The 20878-nt window shown below is 71.8% G+C and carries 23 protein-coding genes; 8 read left to right on the top strand and 15 right to left on the bottom strand.

Going from position 1 to position 20878, the window contains the following annotated elements; all coding sequences use genetic code 11:
• Nucleotides 1-104 precede the first annotated feature (104 nt).
• The 4 genes from LXM50_RS13690 to LXM50_RS13675 all read left to right on the top strand — a co-directional run bounded on the left by LXM50_RS13690 (nt 105) and on the right by LXM50_RS13675 (nt 3526).
• Nucleotides 105-800, top strand: a complete 696-nt coding sequence (locus LXM50_RS13690) for a response regulator transcription factor (RefSeq protein WP_233311903.1) — start codon at nt 105-107, stop codon at nt 798-800.
• A gap of 22 nt (nt 801-822) precedes the next feature.
• Nucleotides 823-1428 (top strand): dCTP deaminase, encoded by a 606-nt coding sequence (dcd, locus tag LXM50_RS13685; protein ID WP_233311902.1) that lies wholly within the window; start codon nt 823-825, stop codon nt 1426-1428.
• Between the two features lies 1 nt (nt 1429).
• Nucleotides 1430-2209 (top strand): hypothetical protein, encoded by a 780-nt coding sequence (locus LXM50_RS13680; RefSeq protein ID WP_233311901.1) that lies wholly within the window; start codon nt 1430-1432, stop codon nt 2207-2209.
• A 102-nt stretch (nt 2210-2311) separates the two neighbouring features.
• Nucleotides 2312-3526 carry an MFS transporter gene (locus LXM50_RS13675; protein ID WP_233311900.1) on the top strand — a complete coding sequence of 405 codons (1215 nt, stop codon included), beginning with the start codon at nt 2312-2314 and terminating at the stop codon, nt 3524-3526.
• Between the two features lie 112 nt (nt 3527-3638).
• Here the strand turns inward: LXM50_RS13675 and LXM50_RS13670 are convergent, their stop codons facing one another.
• Complete coding sequence (locus LXM50_RS13670; RefSeq protein WP_233311898.1) at nt 3639-4007, bottom strand: VOC family protein; 369 nt, start codon at nt 4005-4007, stop codon at nt 3639-3641.
• Between the two features lie 61 nt (nt 4008-4068).
• On the opposite strand from LXM50_RS13670, the gene LXM50_RS13665 reads away from it, so the two are divergent.
• The gene (locus tag LXM50_RS13665; RefSeq protein WP_233311897.1) at nt 4069-4509 is read left to right on the top strand and encodes a MarR family winged helix-turn-helix transcriptional regulator; all 441 of its coding nucleotides are present in this window, start codon (nt 4069-4071) and stop codon (nt 4507-4509) included.
• Nucleotides 4510-4531: 22 nt separating this feature from the next.
• Here LXM50_RS13665 and LXM50_RS13660 read toward each other — a convergent pair whose 3' ends face one another.
• The gene (locus LXM50_RS13660) at nt 4532-5449 is read right to left on the bottom strand and encodes a helix-turn-helix transcriptional regulator (protein ID WP_233311896.1); all 918 of its coding nucleotides are present in this window, start codon (nt 5447-5449) and stop codon (nt 4532-4534) included.
• A gap of 103 nt (nt 5450-5552) precedes the next feature.
• On the bottom strand, nt 5553-6329 hold the full coding sequence (locus tag LXM50_RS13655) for a MarR family winged helix-turn-helix transcriptional regulator (RefSeq protein WP_233311895.1): 777 nt from the start codon (nt 6327-6329) through the stop codon (nt 5553-5555).
• Between the two features lie 155 nt (nt 6330-6484).
• Between LXM50_RS13655 and LXM50_RS13650 the strand changes: the two genes are divergently transcribed.
• Complete coding sequence (locus LXM50_RS13650; protein ID WP_233311894.1) at nt 6485-7054, top strand: MarR family winged helix-turn-helix transcriptional regulator; 570 nt, start codon at nt 6485-6487, stop codon at nt 7052-7054.
• A 13-nt stretch (nt 7055-7067) separates the two neighbouring features.
• Here the strand turns inward: LXM50_RS13650 and LXM50_RS13645 are convergent, their stop codons facing one another.
• Nucleotides 7068-8036 (bottom strand): alpha/beta hydrolase, encoded by a 969-nt coding sequence (locus tag LXM50_RS13645; protein ID WP_233311892.1) that lies wholly within the window; start codon nt 8034-8036, stop codon nt 7068-7070.
• Nucleotides 8037-8110: 74 nt separating this feature from the next.
• On the opposite strand from LXM50_RS13645, the gene LXM50_RS13640 reads away from it, so the two are divergent.
• Nucleotides 8111-8794, top strand: a complete 684-nt coding sequence (locus tag LXM50_RS13640) for a TetR/AcrR family transcriptional regulator (protein WP_233311890.1) — start codon at nt 8111-8113, stop codon at nt 8792-8794.
• A gap of 45 nt (nt 8795-8839) precedes the next feature.
• On the opposite strand, the gene LXM50_RS13635 is transcribed toward LXM50_RS13640, so the two are convergent.
• Nucleotides 8840-10255 (bottom strand): MFS transporter, encoded by a 1416-nt coding sequence (locus LXM50_RS13635; RefSeq protein ID WP_233311889.1) that lies wholly within the window; start codon nt 10253-10255, stop codon nt 8840-8842.
• A 97-nt stretch (nt 10256-10352) separates the two neighbouring features.
• On the opposite strand from LXM50_RS13635, the gene LXM50_RS13630 reads away from it, so the two are divergent.
• A complete protein-coding gene (locus tag LXM50_RS13630) occupies nt 10353-10904 on the top strand; it encodes an ATP-dependent endonuclease (RefSeq protein WP_233311887.1) in 552 nt (183 codons plus the stop codon).
• 178 nt (nt 10905-11082) lie between these two features.
• Here the strand turns inward: LXM50_RS13630 and LXM50_RS13625 are convergent, their stop codons facing one another.
• The 10 genes from LXM50_RS13625 to LXM50_RS13580 form a co-directional block, all read right to left on the bottom strand.
• Complete coding sequence (locus LXM50_RS13625) at nt 11083-12018, bottom strand: NAD(P)/FAD-dependent oxidoreductase (protein WP_233311886.1); 936 nt, start codon at nt 12016-12018, stop codon at nt 11083-11085.
• 120 nt (nt 12019-12138) lie between these two features.
• Nucleotides 12139-12468 (bottom strand): ferredoxin, encoded by a 330-nt coding sequence (fdxA, locus tag LXM50_RS13620; protein ID WP_233311884.1) that lies wholly within the window; start codon nt 12466-12468, stop codon nt 12139-12141.
• The gene (locus LXM50_RS13615; RefSeq protein WP_233311883.1) at nt 12465-13901 is read right to left on the bottom strand and encodes an FAD-dependent oxidoreductase; all 1437 of its coding nucleotides are present in this window, start codon (nt 13899-13901) and stop codon (nt 12465-12467) included. The genes fdxA and LXM50_RS13615 overlap by 4 nt, the downstream gene beginning before the upstream one ends.
• Nucleotides 13898-14701: a uroporphyrinogen-III C-methyltransferase gene (gene cobA / locus LXM50_RS13610; protein ID WP_233311882.1), complete on the bottom strand. Its 804-nt coding sequence runs from the start codon at nt 14699-14701 to the stop codon at nt 13898-13900. The genes LXM50_RS13615 and cobA overlap by 4 nt, the downstream gene beginning before the upstream one ends.
• Nucleotides 14701-15723 carry an ABC transporter permease gene (locus LXM50_RS13605; RefSeq protein WP_233311881.1) on the bottom strand — a complete coding sequence of 341 codons (1023 nt, stop codon included), beginning with the start codon at nt 15721-15723 and terminating at the stop codon, nt 14701-14703. Before LXM50_RS13605 ends, cobA begins: the two co-directional genes overlap by 1 nt.
• Nucleotides 15713-16513: an ABC transporter ATP-binding protein gene (locus LXM50_RS13600; protein WP_233311880.1), complete on the bottom strand. Its 801-nt coding sequence runs from the start codon at nt 16511-16513 to the stop codon at nt 15713-15715. Before LXM50_RS13600 ends, LXM50_RS13605 begins: the two co-directional genes overlap by 11 nt.
• Nucleotides 16510-17580: an ABC transporter substrate-binding protein gene (locus LXM50_RS13595; RefSeq protein WP_233311878.1), complete on the bottom strand. Its 1071-nt coding sequence runs from the start codon at nt 17578-17580 to the stop codon at nt 16510-16512. Before LXM50_RS13595 ends, LXM50_RS13600 begins: the two co-directional genes overlap by 4 nt.
• 167 nt (nt 17581-17747) lie before the next feature.
• On the bottom strand, nt 17748-19118 hold the full coding sequence (locus LXM50_RS13590) for a sulfate adenylyltransferase subunit 1 (RefSeq protein ID WP_233311877.1): 1371 nt from the start codon (nt 19116-19118) through the stop codon (nt 17748-17750).
• Nucleotides 19118-20056 (bottom strand): sulfate adenylyltransferase subunit CysD, encoded by a 939-nt coding sequence (gene cysD / locus LXM50_RS13585; RefSeq protein ID WP_233311876.1) that lies wholly within the window; start codon nt 20054-20056, stop codon nt 19118-19120. The genes LXM50_RS13590 and cysD overlap by 1 nt, the downstream gene beginning before the upstream one ends.
• Nucleotides 20053-20775 carry a phosphoadenylyl-sulfate reductase gene (locus tag LXM50_RS13580; RefSeq protein WP_233311913.1) on the bottom strand — a complete coding sequence of 241 codons (723 nt, stop codon included), beginning with the start codon at nt 20773-20775 and terminating at the stop codon, nt 20053-20055. The genes cysD and LXM50_RS13580 overlap by 4 nt, the downstream gene beginning before the upstream one ends.
• Nucleotides 20776-20878: the final 103 nt, after the last annotated feature.

The raw sequence follows: 20878 nt of genomic DNA, 5'->3' as shown, positions 1-20878 counted from the left end.
CTCGGCATGCGCGAGCGCGCCGCCCTCTACGGCGGCGCGCTCGATGCCGGACCGGCGGGGTCGCGGGGCTGGGCCGTGCGCCTGGCGCTGCCGAGGAGCGGGTCATGACCGCGGTGCGGGTGCTCATCGCCGATGATCAGGCCCTGATCCGCGCCGGTCTCGCGATGGTGCTGGGCGCTCAGCCGGACATCGACGTGGTCGGGGAGGCGCAGGACGGGATCGAGGCGGTCGCGCTCGCGACCGTGCACCGGCCCGACGTCGTGCTCATGGACGTGCAGATGCCGCGCATGGACGGCCTGGAGGCGACCAGGGAACTCGTGTCGTCGGGCAGCGGGATCCGCGTGCTCGTGCTCACGACCTTCGACCTCGATGCCTATGCGTTCGGCGCGATCGACGCCGGGGCCAGCGGCTTCCTGCTCAAGGACTCGGACGCCGACGACATCGTCGCCGCGATCCGCGCTGTCGCCGCCGGCGACGCCGTGCTCGCCCCGCGGGTCACATCGGAGCTGCTGCGGCGCTTCGGCGCGCTCACCCGCGCCGCGGAGGAGCCGGGGCGTCGAGCGAAGGAGGACGACCGTCGCGCCGCCGCCGCCCGGCTGCAGGTGCTCACCGACCGGGAGCGCGAGGTCTTCGACGCGCTCGTGCAGGGGCTGTCCAACGCCGAGATCGCGGAGAGGCTGTGGCTCAGCGAGTCGACGGTCAAGACCCACGTCGGCCGAGTGCTGCAGAAGCTCGGCATGCGGGATCGCGTCCTCGCGGTCGTGTTCGCCTTCCGCAACGGCCTGACCGATCCGCAGTGACCGCACCGACTACGCTGAAACCGTGCTGCTGAGCGACAGGGACATCAGAGCGGGGCTCGACGCGGGGCGGATCGGACTGGATCCGCTCGAACCGTCGATGATCCAGCCGTCGAGCATCGATGTGCGGCTGGACCGGTACTTCCGGCTGTTCGACAACCACAAGTACCCCTTCATCGACCCGGGCGAGGACCAGCCCGAGCTGACCAGGCTGATCGAGGTCGAGCCTGACGAGCCGTTCGTGCTGCACCCCGGCGAGTTCGCCCTCGGCGCCACGTTCGAGCAGGTCTCGCTCTCGGACGACGTGGCCGCGCGCCTCGAGGGCAAGTCGTCGCTGGGCCGCCTCGGGCTCATCACGCACTCGACGGCCGGCTTCATCGACCCCGGCTTCACGGGGCATGTCACGCTCGAGCTCGCGAACGTGGCGACCCTGCCGATCAAGCTCTGGCCGGGCATGAAGATCGGCCAGTTGTGCTTCTTCCAGCTGTCCTCCCCGGCCGAGAACCCCTACGGATCCGGCCCCTACGGCAACCGCTACCAGGGGCAGCGCGGTCCGACCGCGTCCCGCTCCTTCCAGAACTTCCATCGCACCGACGTCGGAGTCACCGACGCGGGATCCACCGGAGGCTGACATGACCGCGGACGAGACGGATCCGACCCGGGACGAGCCGTCCGCCGCGCCCGCGCCGCCCACTCCGTCGGTCGCGCCGACCTCGTCCGTCGTCCCGGAGCAGCCCGTCCCCGATGCGCCCGGGCCCGGGCGTGCCGACGATCCGACGTCGCTCCCGCAGCCGGCACCGCTTCCTGGTGATGCCGATCCGGCACCTGTGCCCGTGGAGAGCGATGGGCTGGCGCGGATCCTCGCCGACCCCGAGATCGCGCCCGCCCGGGACGACGCCGAGCTCGCGCGACTGCTCGCCAGCCCTGAGGCGGCAGCGCCCGCGGAGGAGACTCCGGGCCTCGCCGCGATCCTGGCGGATCCCGACCCCGCGCTGTTCGGCGAGCCGGCCTCCGAGGCCCGGTCGGGCACGGGCGCCGCACCCGACACCGCGCAGGCGACGGGGCACCCGTCGGCGCCGGCGGCCGCCGTGAGGCAGACCTGGGATTCCCGCCGCGACGCCAAGCCCCCGCGTGCCGACCCGACGCCCGCGGGTGTTGTCTCCGCCCACGACGCCGATCCGGTGCCGCCGACCGGACTCCCGCTTCCCGCGCTCCCGCCGGAGCGGCCAGGACCTCCGCCGTCGGCCCCCGAGGCGGGCAGAGGCGGCTACCCCGGCCTGGTGGCGCTGGTGTTCCTGATCCTCGTGGTGCTGCTGGTCGGTGCGGTCGTGCTGATCGCCGTGCTCATCGCGAACGCGGCGTGGCCGTTCCCGGTCGCCGCCGCGCTGACGGCGGTGCTCCCGCCGCTCTGATCTCCGCCAGACCGGGTGCGCACGGATCCGATCCGGACGATCGGTCGGATCGGGCGGACGCACGGTCGGGCGCGGATCCCCCTCCTGCGACAGTCTGGAAACATGACCACCACCGCCCCTGTCCCCACGGTCGAGGCCGCAGCCCCGCGCCGGCTGAACTACGGCGCCCTGCTCGCCATGATGGCGACCGCGTTCCTGCTCGTCACCGCGGAGTTCCTCCCCGGTGGTCTGCTCACCGACATCGCGGCGGAGATCGGTGTCACCCCGGGCCAGGCCGGGCAGATGGTCACCGTGACAGCGCTCGCGGGACTCATCGTGGCGCCGACCATCGGCCTCATGCTGCCGCGCCTGGACCGCCGCTCGCTGCTGGTGTGGATGGCGATCGGCGCGGCCGTCTCCAACCTGATCGTCGCGATCGCCCCGAACCTGCCCCTGCTGCTCGTCGCACGCGTGCTGCTGGGCGCCGCGCTGAGCGGCTTCTGGTCGATGTCGGTCACGGTCGCGGCCCGGATCGCCGGGCCCGAGCGTCTGGGCCGGGCGATGATGTTCAACTCGGCCGGGGTCTCCCTCGCGACCGTGGCGGGTGTGCCGGCGGGCGTGCTGCTCAGCCAGGTGCTCGACTGGCGCGGCGTGTTCGGGATCGCGGCCGTGGCCAGCGCCGTCCTCGCCGTGCTGCTGCGGATCCTGCTGCCGAGCGTGCCCGCCGAGGGGGCCGCGCGACTGTCCACCCTGGTCGAGACGTTCCGTCGGCGGGGCATCGGCCTGGGCGTGGTCGGCCATGTGCTGGTCGTGCTCGGGCACTTCCTCGCCTACACCTACATCCGGGTCGCGCTCGAGCGCGTGCACGAGGGCGGCGCCGCGATCACCGAGGGCACGATCATCCTGCTGCTCGCGCTGTTCGGCATCGGCGGTTTCATCGGCAACATCGCGATCGGCGTCATCGTCGACCGCAGCTACCGCACGCTCGCGGTGATCACGCCGCTGGTGATCGCCGGTGTCGTGCTGCTGATGAACGCGATGGTCGGATCCCTCTGGGCGATCGGCGTGGTCGCGTTCGTGTGGGGCTTCTTCTTCGCCTCGTGGCTCCTGATCGTGAACACCTGGATCGGGCACCGCATGCCTGACCGGCTCGAGGCGGGCGGAAGCCTGGTGGTCATGGGGTTCCAGGCGGCGATCATGACCGCCGCGGGCGTCGGCGGCCTGCTGGTGGACGGCATCGGGATCGCCCAGGTCTACGTGATCGGCGCGGCCGTGCTGGTCGTCGGGGCGCTGCTGTTCGGGTTCTCGAGCAGGATCAGCGCTCGCGCGGATCGCTGAGCGGACGTTCTCGCGCCGTGACAGCGCCGCGGGAACCGGATCCAGCACGAGAAACCACGCCCGTGATGGTGTTTCGTGCTGAGTCCGGTTTCCCGGGCAACAGTCGCCGTCGTCAGGCGCGATCGTGCAGCGTGATCGTGTAGCCGTCCGGATCGGCGAAGGCGAATGTCCGCCCGAACGGTCCGTCGAACGGCGCGATGACGATGCGATGACCGTCGGCGGCGAGAGCATCGTGGATCGCCTGGACCCCGGTGGCGCGGAACCACATCGCGACGCCGAGCCCGGGTGAGGCCGCGGCGTCCAGGTCGGTTCCCTCGACCAGGTCGCGCAGCGCGAACGGGACGGGCGTCGTCTCGAAGACGACCGCATGGGCCGGGCCGGCGGTCGACCGCACCAGGCCGAGGTAGTGCTCGTAGAACGCCTGGGATGCATCGAGGTCGCGGACCTGGAGTGAGAGGAAGTCGGGGCCGATGGCAGGCATGGTGTCTCCTTGAATCTCTGTGTCAGTTATCTGACATGAGATCGTATGTCAGACTTCTGACATGCGTCAAGACGGCATCGATCTGGAGACGTCGCTCGGTTACCTGCTGAAAGAAGCGGCGAGCGCGCTGCGTGCCGCCATGGAAGAGGTGCTGCGCCCGCTCGGCATGACCATCACCCACTACTCCTGTCTGGAACTGCTCGCTCAGCGCCCCGGCCTGTCGAACTCGGAGCTCGCACGCGGAGCGTTCGTGACGCGCCAGACGATGAACGTGTTGCTTCAGTCGCTCGAACGCGACGGGATCGTGACGCGCACGGCTCAGCCGCCCGTAGGCAAGGCGCTGCCGACCAGGCTCACCGCGCTGGGTCAGGCGCATCTCGAGGAGGCCAGCGCGGCAGTCCGCTCCGTCGAGCTCCGCATGACGGGCGGCATGAGTGAGAGTGAGCGCCTCGACGCGTTCCGGAGCCTCCGGGGCATGATCCGGGCCCTCCGGGAGGAATAGCGGCTACGGTCTCCTGCTGGCGTCAGGCGGTGCGGGCCTCGCGCCACGCCGTCGGGGTCTGCCCGGTGCGGCGGCGGAAGGCGCGGCTGAAGCCCTCGTCCGAGCTGTAGCCGAGGTCGCGGGAGATCTCGCTGACGAGGCAGCCCAGCACGAGCCGATCCTGCGCGGCGCGGATGCGCACCTCGGTCACGTAGCTCGCGGGCGAGGTGCCGAAAGCGGCGCGGAAGCGCTCCGCGAACACGGTCCGGGACATGGCTCCGACGCTGGCGAGGCCCTCGACGCTCCAATCGTTGCCGGGTGCGGCGTGGATCGCCTCGATCACCTTCTCGAGGAAGGGGTCGCTCGTGCGCGCCGGCCAGCCCGCGGGGGCGCAGCCGTGCGCGGCCCAGGCGCGGATCACGGACGCGAGCACGGTGTTCGCCATCATGCGGCAGATCACGGCGTCGCCGTCGCGGCCGGCGGCTTCGAGGGCCGCGGCGTCGACGGGCAGGGCCGTGAGGTCGAGTCCGACCTGGGCGGCCAGTGCGGCCGCGGCCGGCTCATGGTGGGCGAAGTCGCGCACCAGCGCCACGTCGGGCAGCGCGTTCGCGATGTGCGCCGCGTGCGGCACCAGGGTGAGAGTGGAGACGAGGAGCCGGGTGCCCGGATCCGTCTTCACCGACATCGGCACCCGTCCAGGAGTCAACATCGCGTCGCCCCGGGCGAGGGACATCGGCTTGTCGCCGCAGCGGGTGTGCACGGCGCCGTCGATGACGTACACGATCGACAGCGCATCTCGGTCGAGCGCGATGGTCTCCGCCGGATCCGGTGCGATCCGCACCTGCCGCCTCGGCCGCACGTCGACGGCCGAGAGAAGTGCTTCGACCGCGCCGCCGGTAGGCGTGACCGCACCCCGCACCGAGCCGCCGGTCGGCGTCCTGTCCGGGGCGAGAAGGGTCATGTGAAAGGGAAACCCCGTCCGCTCGGGCTCTATTCCGAGGCGGGCGGAGAGACGGATCCGGCCCCTGTCCGCGAGTGCGGGCAGGGGCCGGAAGGGGTGCAGGTCAGCCGTCGTGACGGCCGTCGTGCAGGTGGATGTGGATCTGCTCCGGTGTGTGCGGGCGGAATCCGCCGTGCGGACCCCTGCCGCGCGAGTGCTCGCCATGACGGTGCCCGCCGCGCGAGTGCTCTCCATCGGGGCGGCCGCCGCAGCGGTGCTCGTGACGGAGGTGCTCCTGACGGAGGTGCTCTCGTTCCAGCCACTCGTGGCCGAAGCCGAGGTGCTGATCGAAGCGGCCGAAGCCCGGGCGCTCGCCGCGACCGGATCCGGTCGCGTGGTGGTGCTCGCCGTGTCCGCGGTGGTATCCGCGGTGGCCCCGCCCGTGCCCGGCCCGGTGGCGCTCACCGGCACGACGGCGGGGGAGGCGCCTGCCCTCCTCGTAGCCGAGGCCGCGGGCGAGCTTCTCGAGGGAGGCCGCCAAGGCGGCGAACTCCTCGGGGTCGAGGGCGCCGGCGACCTGCGCTCGGATCTCCTCGACGGCGGTGGCCAGACGCGCCTTGCCGGCGGCGCCGTCCGCGGTGAGTGCCCAGCCGTCGGCCGTGCGCTCGATCCAGCCGAGGGCGGCCAGGCGGCGGACCTTCCCGTCCGCGAGCTCGTGGCTCGCGGCAACGGTGCCGTCGATGACGTTGAGGATCCGCCAGTCGCGGCGGGTGATCCCCTCATCCTCGAAGGCGGTGGCGAACTCGGCCGCCAGCAGGCGGTCGACGGCGGTGATCCAGAAGCCGAACGGGCGGCTCTGGTCGGGGGACGTGTTCTCTGAAGTGTTCTCTGTGCTGTTCATGCGAAATCCTTCGGGTCTGGGGGCGATGACGGGCCGCTCGGCGCCGTTCGCGGCGGGGCTGCCTCTCCGGACTCTCCGGATCCATGTCATCTGCCATGTATATGCAGTGTGACATGCAATAGGGATCCATGTCAAGTCACATGTAAAATCGGAGGATGCCTCATGACACCGAGAACCCGGATCCCCTCGACGCGATCGTCGCGGCGCTCGGTCTGCTGCGCGGCCGTGGCCCGCGTCCGCCGCGCGAGCATCGGCACGGGATGCTCGAGGGGGACTTCGGACACGGTGGCGACGGGTTCCACGGTCACGGCGGCCCGCGGGGGGAGCGCGGCGGTCACGGCGGCCCGCACGGGGAACCGCACGGTCGTGGTGCGGGGCCGTGGGGCGGCGGGCGCGGCGAGGCGCCCGCTCGGCTGCGCATGCTCGAGGCGCTGGCCTCGGGGCCGCTCAGCGTGAGCGCACTCGGCGAGGCGATCGGCGTGGATCAGCCGCGTGCCTCGCGTCTCGTGCAGCAGGGCGTCGAGCGGGGCTGGCTGCGCCGAGAGGCGGATCCCGACGATGCGCGCCGCACCCGCATCGTGCTCACCGATGAGGGGCGGCGCATGGGTCGCGGGGTGCGCGGAGACCGGCGCGAGGCTCTGCGCGGCGCGATGTCGGCGCTGACGGCGGAGGAGCAGGCCGAGTTCGCCCGCCTGCTGGCCAAGATCGCCGCCAACTGGCGCTGACCCCCGGCCTCGTTCAGGGCGCGACGGCCGCGCGGCCCTCGGCCGGGCTGTCGATCCGGGTGACGGCGGCGTCGACGTCGTGCCCGACGGATCCGATGTCGGTCTCGCGGGAGCGCATCGAATCGAGGCTCGAGACCCCGGCGCCGGCGAAGGCGACGATGGTGTCCAGCACCGGGTCGGCCCGCAGCACGCGGTTGTGACCCAGGCCCTCGGTGCGCAGCAGGTGCGCGCGTCCGGCGTGCGCGGCGTGCAGGCGCACGGCGTCTGCGTCGGGCATTCGGCGATCTCTGCGATCGTGCACCACGAGCAGTTCGGTGTCGGAGGGCAGCGGATCCCGGACCGCGTCGTAGGCTGCGGCGATGCCTTCCCGATCCAGACCGAAGCGGGCGTTGAACCTCTGCTCGAAGCTCGCTGCGGCGGCGGGGTCGAGGCCGAGCGTGCGGGAGAACTCCGCGAGGTATGCGGCCGGAGCGGAGGCGGCGGCGATGACCGCGACGCGGCGAGACGGCACAGAGGTGCGTGCCGCGGTCAGCGCGGCGAGGCCGCCGAAGGAGTGGCCGACGAGTGCATGGAACGGACCGTCGCTGCGTTGCAGCTGCTCCGCGGCGGCGACCCAGTCGCGCAGGTCTGTGCGGCGGCCCGGTGAATCCCCGTGGCCGGGCGCGTCGAAGGAGACGACCCTGAATCCCTCGGCGACGAGCTCTCGAACGAGCGGCGCGAACTGCGACGCGCGTCCCTGCCACCCGTGCAGCAGCAGGACGGCGCGCTCGCCACGGCCCCAGTGGTAGGTGACGATCTCGGATCCGCGGATCGGGATCCGTTCGCGCTGTGCGGCCTGGTGCGTGGCGAGGTCTGCGTCACTCACGGCCATGCGCGGTGTCGTCGTGAAGAACAGGCGCAGCGCGAGCCGGCCGGCGAGGTTCGGCGAGACGGCTCCGGCGGTGCGGATGCCGCCCAGGATCAGGCGGGCGGAGGCGGGCATCGGTTCCCCTTTCGAACAAAGAATACGAACGGTCATACGTAGAATAAGCGAACGATCGTTCGTACACTAGAGTCATGTCCGAGATCGCCGTCCACACCGCCGCCGAGCCATCGCGGGGTGCGGCTCCCGACGGTCGTCGCCTGCGCGGAGACGCCTCGCGACGCACCGTGCTCGAGAGCGCGACCGACATCGCGTCGGTGGACGGCCTGGACGGGCTCACGATCGGGAGGCTGGCGACGGCGTCCGGTCGGGGCAAGAGCAGCATCGCGACACTGTTCCAGAGCAAGGAGGGTCTGCAGCTCGCGACCATCGCCGCCGCGCGAGACGTCTTCGCGGCGCACATCGTCGAGCGGGCGCGCACCGAGCCTCGCGGCGTGCGGCGGCTGTCCGCCCTGCTCCGCTACGCGCTGGACTACTCCCGCGACCGTGTCTTCACCGGCGGCTGCTTCTTCGCAGCGACCGCGGCCGACGTCGATTCCAAGCCCGGTCCCGTGCGCGATGCCGTGCGCACGGCTCTCGTGGACTGGTACGGCTACATCGAGGCGCAACTGCGGTACGCGATGGCGGGGGAGGAGCTCGCCGCCGTGACCGACCCGGAGCTGCTGGCGTTCGAGCTCGTGGCGCTGAACGAGGAGGCGAACTCGCGCTCGCTGCTCCTGCAGGACGAGCGTCCGTACGAGCTCGCCGCCCGGGCGATGCGCGACCGGCTGCGCGCGGCGGGCGCGGCGCCCGAACTCCTGACCGCGTTCGAGGCGTAGCCGCCGGGCGACCCGGGGCGCGGGCGCAGCGCCGCGGAACCGGGGCTAGTGCGACAGGTGGACGCTCCGCCGCGCCTCCTTGACCGGCAGGAGCAGCAGGAGCCCCGCGAGCAGGACCGCGACGATCCCGAGGATCCCGAACTTCGTATTGCCCGTCAGGATGATGAGCAGCGTCCAGGCGCCCTGGGCGATCCAGCTCGCCGCGCGGCCGGTCGTCGCGTAGAGCCCGAAGACCTCTCCTTCGCGGCCGGCGGGCGTGACCCGGGCCAGGAACGACCGACCCGCGGACTGCGCCGGTCCGACGAAGGCGCACAGGATCAGACCGCCGATCCAGTAGGCGATCCGCCCGGTGTCGACCAGGGCGAACACCGCCGTGCCCGCGACGCACATGCAGGCGAGCGAGATGATGATCAGTCGTTTCGGGCCCCAGCGGTCGTCGAGACGCCCGGCGAGGATCGTAGACACCCCGGCGATGAGGTTCGCCGCGACGCCGAAGATCACGAGCTCGATGAACTTGAAGCCGAAGACCGTGCTGGCGATGACGGCGCCGAACGTGAAGACGGCGCCCAGGCCGTCGCGGAACACGGCGCTCGCGACGAGGAACCAGAACGTGGTGCGAGTGCTGGGGTTCCGATACAGGCCGATGACGTCCTTCACGAGCAGGACGTAGGAGGCGAAGAAGCCCACCTTCCGATCGGCCCGGCCCAGCGACGGCTCCGGCACGTTCAGGAAGATGGGGATCGAGAACCCGATCGCCCACACCGCGCAGCCGATGGCGATGATGCGGAACGGCAGTCCGCCGTCCGCGGAGAGACCGAACCAGTCCGCCATGTAGAACACGATCACCAGCACGAGCGCCACGATGCCGCCCAGATAGCCGAAGCCCCAGCCGAGACCCGAGATCCGTCCGACCGTCTTCGGACTCGCGATCGAGATGAGCATCGCGTTCGAGTTCACCGAGGCGATCTCGCTGAACACGACGCCGGCGGAGATCAGGGCGACCCCCAGCCAGAACAGCGCGGGCGTCGGCGTGACGAACCAGAGCCCGAGCATGCACAGGATCAGGGCGCCGGTGCCGATCCCGAGCCACAGCTTCTGCCGGCCTGCCGCGTCGGCGCGCTGGCCGAGCACGGGCGCAAGCAGCAGGATGGCGAAGCCGGCGACGGTGCCGCCGAGCCCGAGGCCGCTCGTGAGCTCGGCGATCCCCGAGACCTTGGCCGGATCCTTGTCCGCGAGCGAGGCGAGGTCGGCCGGCAGGAACGCGTCGGACGTCAGGTACAGCGCTGTGAAGATGAAGGTCAGGATCACCGAGTGGAACGGCTGCGTCGCCCAGTCCCAGAGGGCCCAGGAGTAGATCTGCTTCTTCGGCGCCGGCTCGTCCCCGCGCAGGTCCAGGCCCACCACCGCCACGGCTCCGCTGTTCGCGGTCGCCTGGGGTTCGGGATGATCGCCGTTGCTCATGCAGGAAGTCTCGTGGGTGGGGGTGAACGAGAGGTAGCGGCGCGCCGATGCGCGATCCGCGCCGCCATGGCCGTCCCCCGCCCGGTAGCGTCGGGGGATGGAGCCGTCTGTCGTGGTCGTGGAGGGCGAGAGCGACCGCCTCGCGCTGCTCGCCGCCGCGCGCGTCCGCGGGGACGACCTCCGCGCGGACGTCGTCTCTCTCGGCGGCATCACGAACCTGCGGTCCTGGCTGGAGCGACGGGACCCGGCCGTTCCGGTGCTCGGGCTCTACGACGCCGCCGAGCTGCGCTACGTGCTCGGCGCGCTCGTGGCTGGAGGGCTGCTGGCCGACGGCGAGACGGATCCTGCCGTCATCGCTCGGCTGGGGTTCTTCGGCTGCGAGCGGGATCTCGAGGACGAGGTGATCCGCGCGGCCGGCCCTGAGCGGGTGCTGGAGACGCTCGCCGCACGGGGAGAGCTCGCCCTGTTCCGCGTCTTCCAGGGGCAGCCCGCGCAGAGGGTCCGCTCGATCGAGGCGCAGCTGCATCGCTTCGCCGGCACCGCGAGCGGTCGAAAGACCCGCTTCGCGGCCGACGTCGTCGCAGCCCTGCCGGCGGACCGGATCCCGCATCCGCTCGTCGCGCTGCTCGAGGCGGTACGGCGCGGCTGACCGGATCCCCGACGTAGTGCTGCCGGCTGAGCGGGGCCGGGGTCGCACTGCCGACCAGCGCGTTCGGGAGGAGATCTCGCGCTCGGGAGGAGTGGATCCCCAGATCCGTCCTCCCGGTCGAGGGAACTCCTCCCGAACGCGCACGGCGCGACGAGCGCCTGCTCCGACCCCGGGTGCGTCAGTGCGCCGTCGCGACGCCGATCGAGTCGTGGATCATCACGGCGGCCACCCGCGCCCCGGCGCCGGCGGCGACGACGAGCTGCTGCGGACCGGGGGAGGCGACGTCGCCCGCGGCGTACAGCCCTGGCACGCTGGTGCGGCCCGCACGGTCGGCCGCGAGGTGACCGTGCGCGTCGAGGTCGGGTGAGAGCGCGGGCAGGAACGAGAGGTCGGTCTCCCACTCCGGGCGCACGAAGCCGCCCTCGACCGCGTGCACGGATCCGTCGACGAGTCGGATGCCGGTAAGCGCCCCGCGCTCGCCGTGCAGCTCGGTGATCGGGCTGCGCTCGACTGCGATACCGGCGGCCGCGAGCTCGGCCTCCTCCGCCGTGTCGACGGTGTCGGCGTCGTTCGTGAAGACCGTGAGCCGCTTCGTCCACCGTGCGATGAGCCGGGCGCGGGCGGCGAGATCAGTCGTCTCGCCGATGAGGGCGAGCGGGCGGTCCTGCAGTTCCCAGGCGTCGCAGGCCGCGCAGCTGAACAGGCTCACGCCGTAGAAGCCGCGCAGGTTCGGCACCTCGGGCAGCGTCTCGCGCAGCCCGGTGGCGAGGAGCACGCGATGAGCGGCGACCTGCGTCTCGGGTGTGCGACGGCCGATCCCGGCGACGAAGCCGGATCCGTCGGCCTCGATCTGGAACACCCGCTCGCGGGTGCGGATCGTGACGTTCGGGTAGGCGGCGAGCTCTTCCCGCGCGATCCGCCGCAGCTCGTGCGGGGGGATGCCGTCGCGGGTGAGGAAGCCGTGCGAGATGAGGGTCGCGGCGTTGCGCGGCCGATCCGCGTCGACCACGAGCACGCGCGCGAGAGAGCGCGCGAGGTTCAGCGCGGCCGAGAGCCCGGCCGGGCCCCCTCCCACGATGAGCACGTCGTAGGGATCGTCGATCGTGCCGGTCATGAGCTCGCCTCCTCGCGCGTCCCGTTCCGCCGACGATGTCCCGTACCACCGAGGTATCGGGCGGATCCGTCGGCGATAGGGGACAGGCTCGGTGATTCGGGACCGGATCCGAGTGGCGCCTCAGTCATGTCCGTCGGCCTGGGGCGGGAGCGCGGCGATGACGGGGTGGTCGAAGGCATAGGGCCCGACCTTGGCGGCTCCGCCCGGGGACCCGATCTCGTCGAAGAACGCGACGTTCGCCGTGTAGTAGTCGGTCCACTCGTCGGGCAGGTCGTCCTCGTAATAGATCGCCTCGACCGGGCAGACGGGCTCGCAGGCGCCGCAGTCGACGCACTCGTCGGGATGGATGTACAGGGAGCGCTCACCCTCGTAGATGCAGTCCACAGGGCATTCGTCGATGCACGCGCGGTCCTTCACATCCACGCAGGGCAGCGCGATCACGTAGGTCATCGGGCGAGCGCCCCGGTGCTCGAGAGCGTCGTGCTGCGCGAGATCTCGACCTGCTCCTCGCGCGGCACGACCTTGACCCGCTCGCGGGTGTGCTCGTGCGCGGCGCCCAGGGCGCGCTCGTGCGCGTCGAGCTCGAGCCACCCGTCCCACGTGGTCACCTCGACCTCGCGCTCGGCGAGCAGGTCGAGGACGTCCGCCGTCTCGGTCGGGGCCGCGAGGAGGCCGGCCTCGGCGTCCTCGAGCAGGTTCGCGATGGTCTCGGTCGCGTCCGACTTGGTGTGCCCGATGAGGCCCACCGGACCGCGCTTGATCCAGCCGGTCGCGTACAGGCCCGTCGTGTCGTCGACGCGTCCGGCCTCGTTCGGCACCACGCCGCGCTGCGCGTCGAAGGGGGCGTCGACGATCGGCGAGCCGAAGTAGCCCACCGCGCGGTACACGGCCGTGATCGGGTACTCGACGAACTCGCCGGTGCCCGAGACGGATCCGTCCTCGGCCGGAGCCGTGCGCTCGAAGCGCACCTTCTCGACGCGGTCGGATCCGACGATCTCCACCGGCGCGTGCCAGAAGTGCAGGTGCAGGCGGCGGGTCGCGCCCGTGCTCTCGCCGCGGTTCTCCGGGCGGTCGCGCCACGCGTTCAGCGTGCGCAGCATGATCTTCAGCTGGTTGTTCGGCGCCGAGGCCGGATCCACGCCCGCGAAGTCGGCGTCGTCGACGATGATGTCGACCCCGGCGACCTCGCCGAGCTCGCGGAGCTCGATCGGGGTGAACTTGATGTCGGCGGGCCCGCGGCGGCCGAACACGTGCACGTCGGTGACGGCGGAGGCCTCGAGCCCCGCGAGCACGTTGTCCGGCACCTCGGTGCTGCGCAGGTTCTCCGGCAGCTTGGCGAGGATGCGGGCGACGTCGAGCGCGACGTTGCCGTTGCCGATCACCGCGACCTGCTCGTCCACGAGCGGCCAGGTGCGGGGCACGTCGGGGTGGCCGTCGAACCACGAGACGAAGTCGGCGGCGCCATAGGAGCCGGGCAGGTCGACACCGGGGATGCGCAGGGCGGCGTCGCGGATCGCGCCCGTCGCGAGCACCACGGCGTGGTAGCGGGCCTGCAGCTCGTCGACCGACACATCGCGGCCGACCTCGATGTTGCCGAGGAAGCGGATGGTGCGACGGTCGGCGTCGACGCCCTGAGCGTCGAGCATCTCGTGCAGCGAGTTCACGATGCCCTTGATGCGCGGGTGGTCGGGGGCGACGCCGTAGCGGATCAGTCCGTAGGGCGCGGGCAGCGACTCGAACAGGTCGATCTCGACGGTGCGGAAGGTGCTCCCGTCGGCACGGGCGGCCACGGCGTTCGCGAGGATGTTGCCGGCGTAGATCCCGGCGGGGCCTGCGCCGACGATCGCGACGCGGAGCGGGGCGGAGGGGTGAAGGTCGGTCACGGCTGCAGGGTCTTTCGGTCGGATCGGGTGGAGGAGAGGAGCGTCTCGAGCAGGGCGGGCTCGGTCTGGGAGGGAGCGGCGTGCGGGCTCAGCCGCACCACGTCGCCGACGACGACGACGGCGGGGTTGCGCACCTGGCGCACCGCGGCGACGGCGGCGACCGTGCCGAGGGTCGCGATCGTGACGCGCTCGCCGGATCCGTAGCCGTCCTCGACGATCGCGACGGGGCAGTCCGCCCCGCGGTCACCGCGGGCGAGGACCGCTGCGGTGTGCGCGAGCGTGCCGATGCCCATGAGCAGCACCACCGTGTGGTCGGATCCGCCGGACAGCTGCTCGATCGGGTCGTGCCCGCTCGCGACGGTGAAGGCCGTGGCGACGCCGCGGTGGGTGAGCGGGATGCCGGCGACGGCGGGCACCGAGATGGCGCTGGTGATGCCCGGCACGACCTGTACTGCGATGCCCTCGGCCTCGCAGTACAGCGCCTCTTCGCGGCCGCGGCCGAGCACGAACGGGTCGCCGCCCTTGAGGCGCACGACCTCCCGCCCGGCGCGGGCGTGTCGTACGAGCAGGGCGTTGATCTCGTGCTGCGGCACGGGGTGGTGCCCCGGGGTCTTGCCGACATCGATCACCTCGGCGGTGAGCACGACGCCCTCCGCGGCGAGCTGGTCGAGTACGGCGCGTGCGCCCAGACGGTCGGCGACGATCACGTCGGCGCGCTCGAGGGCGCGCAGGCCGCGGATCGTGAGCAGGCCGGCGTCGCCGGGGCCGGCCCCGACGAGGGTGACGGTTCCGTTGGTCATCATGCGCCTCCGAGCAGAAGTCCGCGCCGGCGCAGCACGGCGCGCTCGAGCGGCGCGAACAGCGCCAGCTCGATGAGGATGCCGATCGCGAGGATCAGCAGGATGGTGGAGAGGACCCCGGGCAGATCGGCGAGCTGCCGAGCCTGGTCCAGCATCGTGCCGAGGCCGAAGCCGAGAGTGCCGCCCGTGGTGATGATCTCCGCGGCCATGAGCGAGCGCCAGGAGAACGCCCAGCCCTGCTTGATGCCGCCGAGATAGCCGGGGAGTGCGGCGGGCAGCACGATCGCGGTGGCAGCCTGCCAGCGGCTCGCGCCGAGCACGGTGCCCACACGGCGCAGCTGCGGAGGCACCTGGTCGATGCCGGAGAGCAGCCCGTTCACGATCGAGGGCACGGCGCCCATCAGGATCACGAAGTACGCGGTCGCGTCCGTCAGCCCGAACCAGATGATCGCGGCGGGCACCCAGGCCACGCTCGGCAGCACCATGAGCCCGGAGATGAGCGGCCCGGCGGCCCGGCGCAGCAGCTTCCACTCGGCCAGCAACAGGCCGATCGGGGTGCCGATGACGATCGCGATGACGAAGCCGATGAGGCCGCGCTCGAGGCTCGTGGCCACCGACTCCTGCAGACGGCCGGACGCCCACGCGTCGCCGAACGCGCCGAGCACGTCGAGCGGACCGGGCGCCTTGTCGGGTCGCGGACGCGCGATCATCACGTACAGCTGCCAGGCGGCGACGAGCAGCACGAGCAGGATGACGGGAGGCAGGATCGTGCCGAAGCGCTTGCGCAGACCGGATCCGGATCCGATCTCGGTCGTCTGCAGGCGGTCGAGGCCGGCCAGCTCCCCATGGGGTCGTTGAGCGAGCCCCGGCGCAGCCGGAGCGAGACGAGACGCGGTGCTCTCGCGAGGGCGCGGCGTTTCGTCTCGGTCGCCTGCGGCGTCCTCGCTCAACGACCCCGAGGTGGGGGTGCCTGCGGCGTCCTCGCTCAACGACCCCGGGGGGATGATCTTCTCAGTCGGCATTGCGGCGGATCTCCTTCCGCAGCTCGACGGTGATCTCGGCGGCCAGCGCCGACACCTCGGGCGATTCGATGCGGCGGCCGCGGGTGCGGGCGACGCGCCACTCGCGCGAGATCCGGCCCGGGCGGCTGCCGAGCAGCACCACGCGCTCACCGAGGCGGGCGGCTTCGCGCACGTTGTGCGTCACGAAGACAATGGTGCGGCCGGTCTCGCGCCACACGTTCTCCAGCACCTCGTGCAGCAGGTCGCGGGTGATGGCGTCGAGCGCGGCGAACGGCTCGTCCATGAGCAGCACCGGCCGGTCCTGGGCGAGGGCGCGGGCGAGCGCGACGCGCTGCCGCATGCCGCCGGAGAGCTCGTGCGGGCGCTTGTCCGCGGCGTCGGAGAGGTTCACGATCCCGAGCAGGCGCAGCGCCTCGGCCCGGCGCTCCGCGCGCGGCACCCCCCGCAGTCGCAGGGCGAGCTCGACGTTGCGCCGGGCGCTCAGCCACGGCATGAGGGCCGCGTCCTGGAACATCACGGCCGCGCCCTCGTCCGGAGCCGTCAGCGAGCCCGAGGTCAGCGGCTCGAGGCCGGCGATGAGGTTCAGCAGGGTGGACTTGCCGCAGCCGCTCGCGCCGAGCAGGCAGACGAACTCTCCCGGCGCGATGTCGAGCGAGACGTCGTCGAGCACGACGGGGCCGGATCCGTACCGCTTGGTCACGTGCGCGAGGCGCACGGCCGGATCCACCGGATCCGGTGCGGGCAGGACCGGGGTGACCCCGTCGAAGCTCGGCGCGAGCGGGGCGGTCATTTCTTCGTTCCCAGCCCGCCGTCGTCGACCGTGGCCTCGTTGCGCTCCTTGAGAGCCGCGTTCAGCGCGGTGAGGTCGAACAGGCCGTCGATCGAGCCCTTCGTCTGCGTGCCCGCCGTGACACCGTTCTTCACGAGCGTCGCGAAGGCCTTGGCGTTGGGATCGGCCGAGAACGACACGTTCGCCAGGGACTTGGTCAGCACCTCGTCGGCCAGTGGCTTGCCGGTGGCCTTCTGCAGCGCGGAGTTCACGACGCCGCCGAGCTCGGTCGGGTTCTTGGCGATCCAGTCCAGCGAATCGAGGTGCCCGGCCACGAGCTCCTTCACGGCGTCGGGGTGCTTGTCGGCGAAATCGGTGCTCACGAGCAGCACCGTGGTGGGGAACTTCCCGCCCGGCCACAGGTCGCGCTCGTCCTGCAGCACGTGCGCGCCGGCCTCGACGACCAGACGCGACGCCCACGGCTCGGGGAGCCAGGCGCCGTCGAGCTTGCCGTCCTTGAACAGGGTGAGGGTCTGCGCGTTCTCGGTCGGGGTGATGGTCACATCGCCGCCGCCCGTGACGCTGGTCTTCAGGCCCTTCGAGTCAAGCCAGGTGCGCAACGCGACGTCCTGCGTGTTGCCGAGCTGCGGTGTGGCCAGGGTCTTGCCCTTGAGGTCCGCAGTGCTGGTGATGCCGTCGCGCACCACGAGCGACGCGCCGCCGCTGGTGGCGCCCGCGATCACGCGCGCCGAGGCGCCGCCCGACTTGATGAAGGTGTTGATCGCCGGGTTCGGGCCGATGTAGGCGGCGTCGATCGCGCCCGCGGAGAGCGCCTCGATCGCGGCGGGGCCGGCATTGAACACCTCGGTCTTGAGCGCGGTCGTGCCGAGCTCCTTCTGCAGGAAGCCCTTCTCCACGCCGACCAGTGCCGGGGCGTGCGTGACCGTGGCGAAGTAGCCGAGGCGCAGCGTGTCGAGCTTCTCGCCCTTGTCGGCGGCGGCGGCCTGACCGGAGGTGCAGCCGGCGAGCATCGCCATCGCGAGTCCGAGAGAGGTGAGGGCCGTTGCGATACGGGTCTTGCGATTCACTGTCGCCTCCTTAGGCGTTCTTGGGTGGGTGGTCTCTGTGGTCGTTGAGCGACACTTCGGCTCGCTTCGCTCGCTCAGTGCGGGTCTGCGCGAGACGAAACGCGGTGCTCATGCGGGATTGCCGCGTTCGTCTCGGTCGGCTCCGCCGTCCTCGCTCAACGACCCCCTCACGCGGCGTCGACGACGGTGGCGGCGGCCAGGGTCGCCCCGTCGACCGGGTGGATGAGCAGCAGCGCGCCGCCCTCCCGGTCATCGGCGTAGGGCTCCAGGGGCAGAGCGGACGCGAAGCGGATCCGCACGCGGCCGATCTCGTTCACGGCCAGCTCGGCCGCGTCCTCGAGGGCGAGCGTGTCCAGGTCACGGCGCGAGAGCACATCGGTCACGATCGCCTGCACTGTGGCGGTGCCGTGCTTGGCGAGCACGCGGGTGCCCGGGGTGATCGAGCGCACGTCGAGCTGGAAGATCTCGACCTCGGCCTCGGTGTGCCCGCTCGGCACGGTGCCGACCGTCGCGATGAGGGCGCCGCGGGCGGCGTCCACCTCGTCGGCGAGGGTCACGGCGATCGACTGCGCGGTGTGCGCGGTCTCGGCCACCCGGCCGGCGACGCGGATCCCCGTCACGGTCGTCTCGTACCCGCCGGGGAAGACCTGCACGCGGTCGCCGACCCGGACGGATCCGCTCGACACGCGCCCGGCGAACCCGCGGTAGTCGCGCAGCGCGTCGGCCTCTGCATCGTCGATCAGCGCGGAGATGCCTCCCTGCGGGCGGATCACGGTCTGCACGGGAAGGCGGAACGCGGCATCCTCCTCGGCCTGGCGGGCGGGGAGGGTCTCGAGCAGTTCGCGCAGGGTCGGACCGTCGTACCAGGAGGTGCGCGCCGACCGATAGACGATGTTGTCGCCCTCGAGTGCCGAGACCGGGATCACATGCGTGTCGATGAGGCCGAGCTCGGCCGCGACGGCGAGGGCCTGCTCCTCGACGGCGCGGAACCGCTCCTCGTCGAAACCGGTGAGGTCGATCTTGTTCACGGCGATCACGACGTGCGGCACACGCAGCAGCGACACCACGGCGAGGTGCCGCCGGGTCTGCTCGACCACGCCCTTGCGCGCGTCGATGAGCACGACCACGGCGTCGGCCGTCGCGGATCCGGTGACCATGTTGCGGGTGTACTGCACGTGGCCGGGGCAGTCGGCGAGGATGAAGCTGCGCGCGTCGGTCGCGAAGTAGCGGTACGCGACGTCGATCGTGATGCCCTGCTCGCGCTCGGCGCGCAGGCCGTCGGTGAGCAGCGCGAAGTCGAACTCGCCGTGCGCGAAGCCGCGGTCGGCGGAAGTGCGCGCGACCTGCTCGAGCTGGTCGGCGAGGATCGCCTTCGCGTCGTGCAGCAGCCGGCCGACCAGGGTCGACTTGCCGTCGTCGACGGATCCGGCCGTCGCGAAGCGGAACAGCGTGGTGTCGCGGAGCAGCGCGCCCGCCCCCTCGGGGCCGCGGAGCGAGGACGGCGCAGCCGACCGGGACGAAACGTCGATCGTGCTCATCAGAAGTATCCGTTCTTCTTGCGGTCCTCCATGGCGGCCTCGCTGATCCGGTCGTCGGCGCGCGTGGCGCCGCGCTCGGTGAGCGTGGAACGGGCGACCTCGGCGACCACCTGGTCGACGGTCGTCGCGTCGGAGGTGACCGCGCCGGTGCAGCTGGCGTCGCCGACCGTGCGGTAGCGGACCACACGGCGCTCGACCTGCTCGCTCTCGCGAGGCTGGGCGTGCTCGTTCACGGCCCACCACATGCCGTCGCGGCGGAACACGTCGCGCTCGTGCGCCAGGTACAGGGGCGGCAGGGCGATGCGCTCGCGGGCGATGTAGCGCCAGACGTCGAGCTCGGTCCAGTTCGAGATCGGGAACGCCCGCACATGCTTGCCCGGGGTGTGCCGGCCGTTGTAGAGGCTCCACAGCTCCGGGCGCTGGTTGCGCGGATCCCACTGCCCGAACTCGTCGCGCAGCGAGATGATCCGCTCCTTGGCGCGCGCCTTGTCCTCGTCACGGCGTGCGCCGCCGAAGACGGCGTCGTGCTTCCCCGCGGCGATCGCGTCGAGCAGCGGCTGGGTCTGCAGCACGTTGCGGGTGCCGTCGGGGCGCTCGGCGAGCCGGCCGTCGTCGATGTAGTCCTGCACGCGGGCGACCTCGAGCGTGAGCCCGAGGCGTTCGACCGTCTCGTCGCGGAACCGGATGACCTCGTCGAAGTTGTGCCCGGTGTCGACGTGCAGCACCGGGAAGGGGATCCGGCCCGGTGCGAAGGCGCGCGCGGCGAGGTGCAGCACGAGCACGGAGTCCTTGCCGCCCGAGAACAGCAGCACGGGGCGCTCGAACTCGGCCACCACCTCGCGGATGATGTGGATAGCTTCGGCCTCGAGCAGGTCGAGCCCGGTCAGGGAGCCGGCGTCGGCGTCGGCGCGCGCGGGCAGAGTGTCGATGATGCTCATACGTGGAGTCCGCATTCGGTCTTGGCGAGTCCGGCCCAGCGGCCGGAGCGGGGGTCTTCGCCCGCGGCGACGGGCTTGGTGCACGGCGCGCAGCCGATCGAGGGGTAGCCGTTGGCGACGAGGGGGTTCACCACCACCTCGTTCGCGGTGGCGTAGTCGATGAGGTCGTCGAACGACCACGCCGCGACGGGGTTCACCTTGATGAGTCCGTTGCGCTCGTCGAACGTGATCAGGGGCGTGTTCGCCCGGGTGGGCGCCTCTTCGCGGCGCACGCCGGTGAACCAGACCTCGTAGCCGCCGAGCGCCTGGTGCAGCGGGGCGACCTTGCGCAGTTCGCAGCATCGCGCCGGATCCGTCTTGTAGAGATCAGTGCCGTGGGCGGCGTCCTGCTCGCGCACGGTCTGCGCGGGCTTGACGTCGACGATGCGCACGTCGAGCGTGCGCGCGACCTCGTCGCGGGTGAAGGTCGTCTCGAGGAAGTGGTAGCCCGTGTCGAGGAACAGCACGTCGACGCCAGGGATCGCCTCGGCCACGAGGTGCGGCAGTGCAGCGTCGGCCATCGAGCAGGCGACGGCGGCGAGGCGCGGCGAGACGTTCGCCGCGACCCAGGCGACGACCTCGGCGGGCGAGGCCTCGTCGGCGGATCCGCTGCGCAGCTCCGCGGCGCCGCGCTCGGCGAGTGCTCGCAGTTCGTCGAGCGAGCGGCGGGCCGGGCGCAGGTCGAGTCCGACAGGCGTCCCGTTCTGTCGAGCCTGTCCCGCATCGCGGACGGATCCGTGGATCTCCTCGGCGGAAGGGGACAACGTCGGCGATTCGGGACGC

The organism is Microbacterium sp. Au-Mic1 (genome assembly GCF_021341785.1).
In the GTDB taxonomy this organism is placed as follows: Bacteria; Actinomycetota; Actinomycetes; order Actinomycetales; family Microbacteriaceae; genus Microbacterium.
This window is presented reverse-complemented; position numbering and strand designations above follow the sequence as displayed.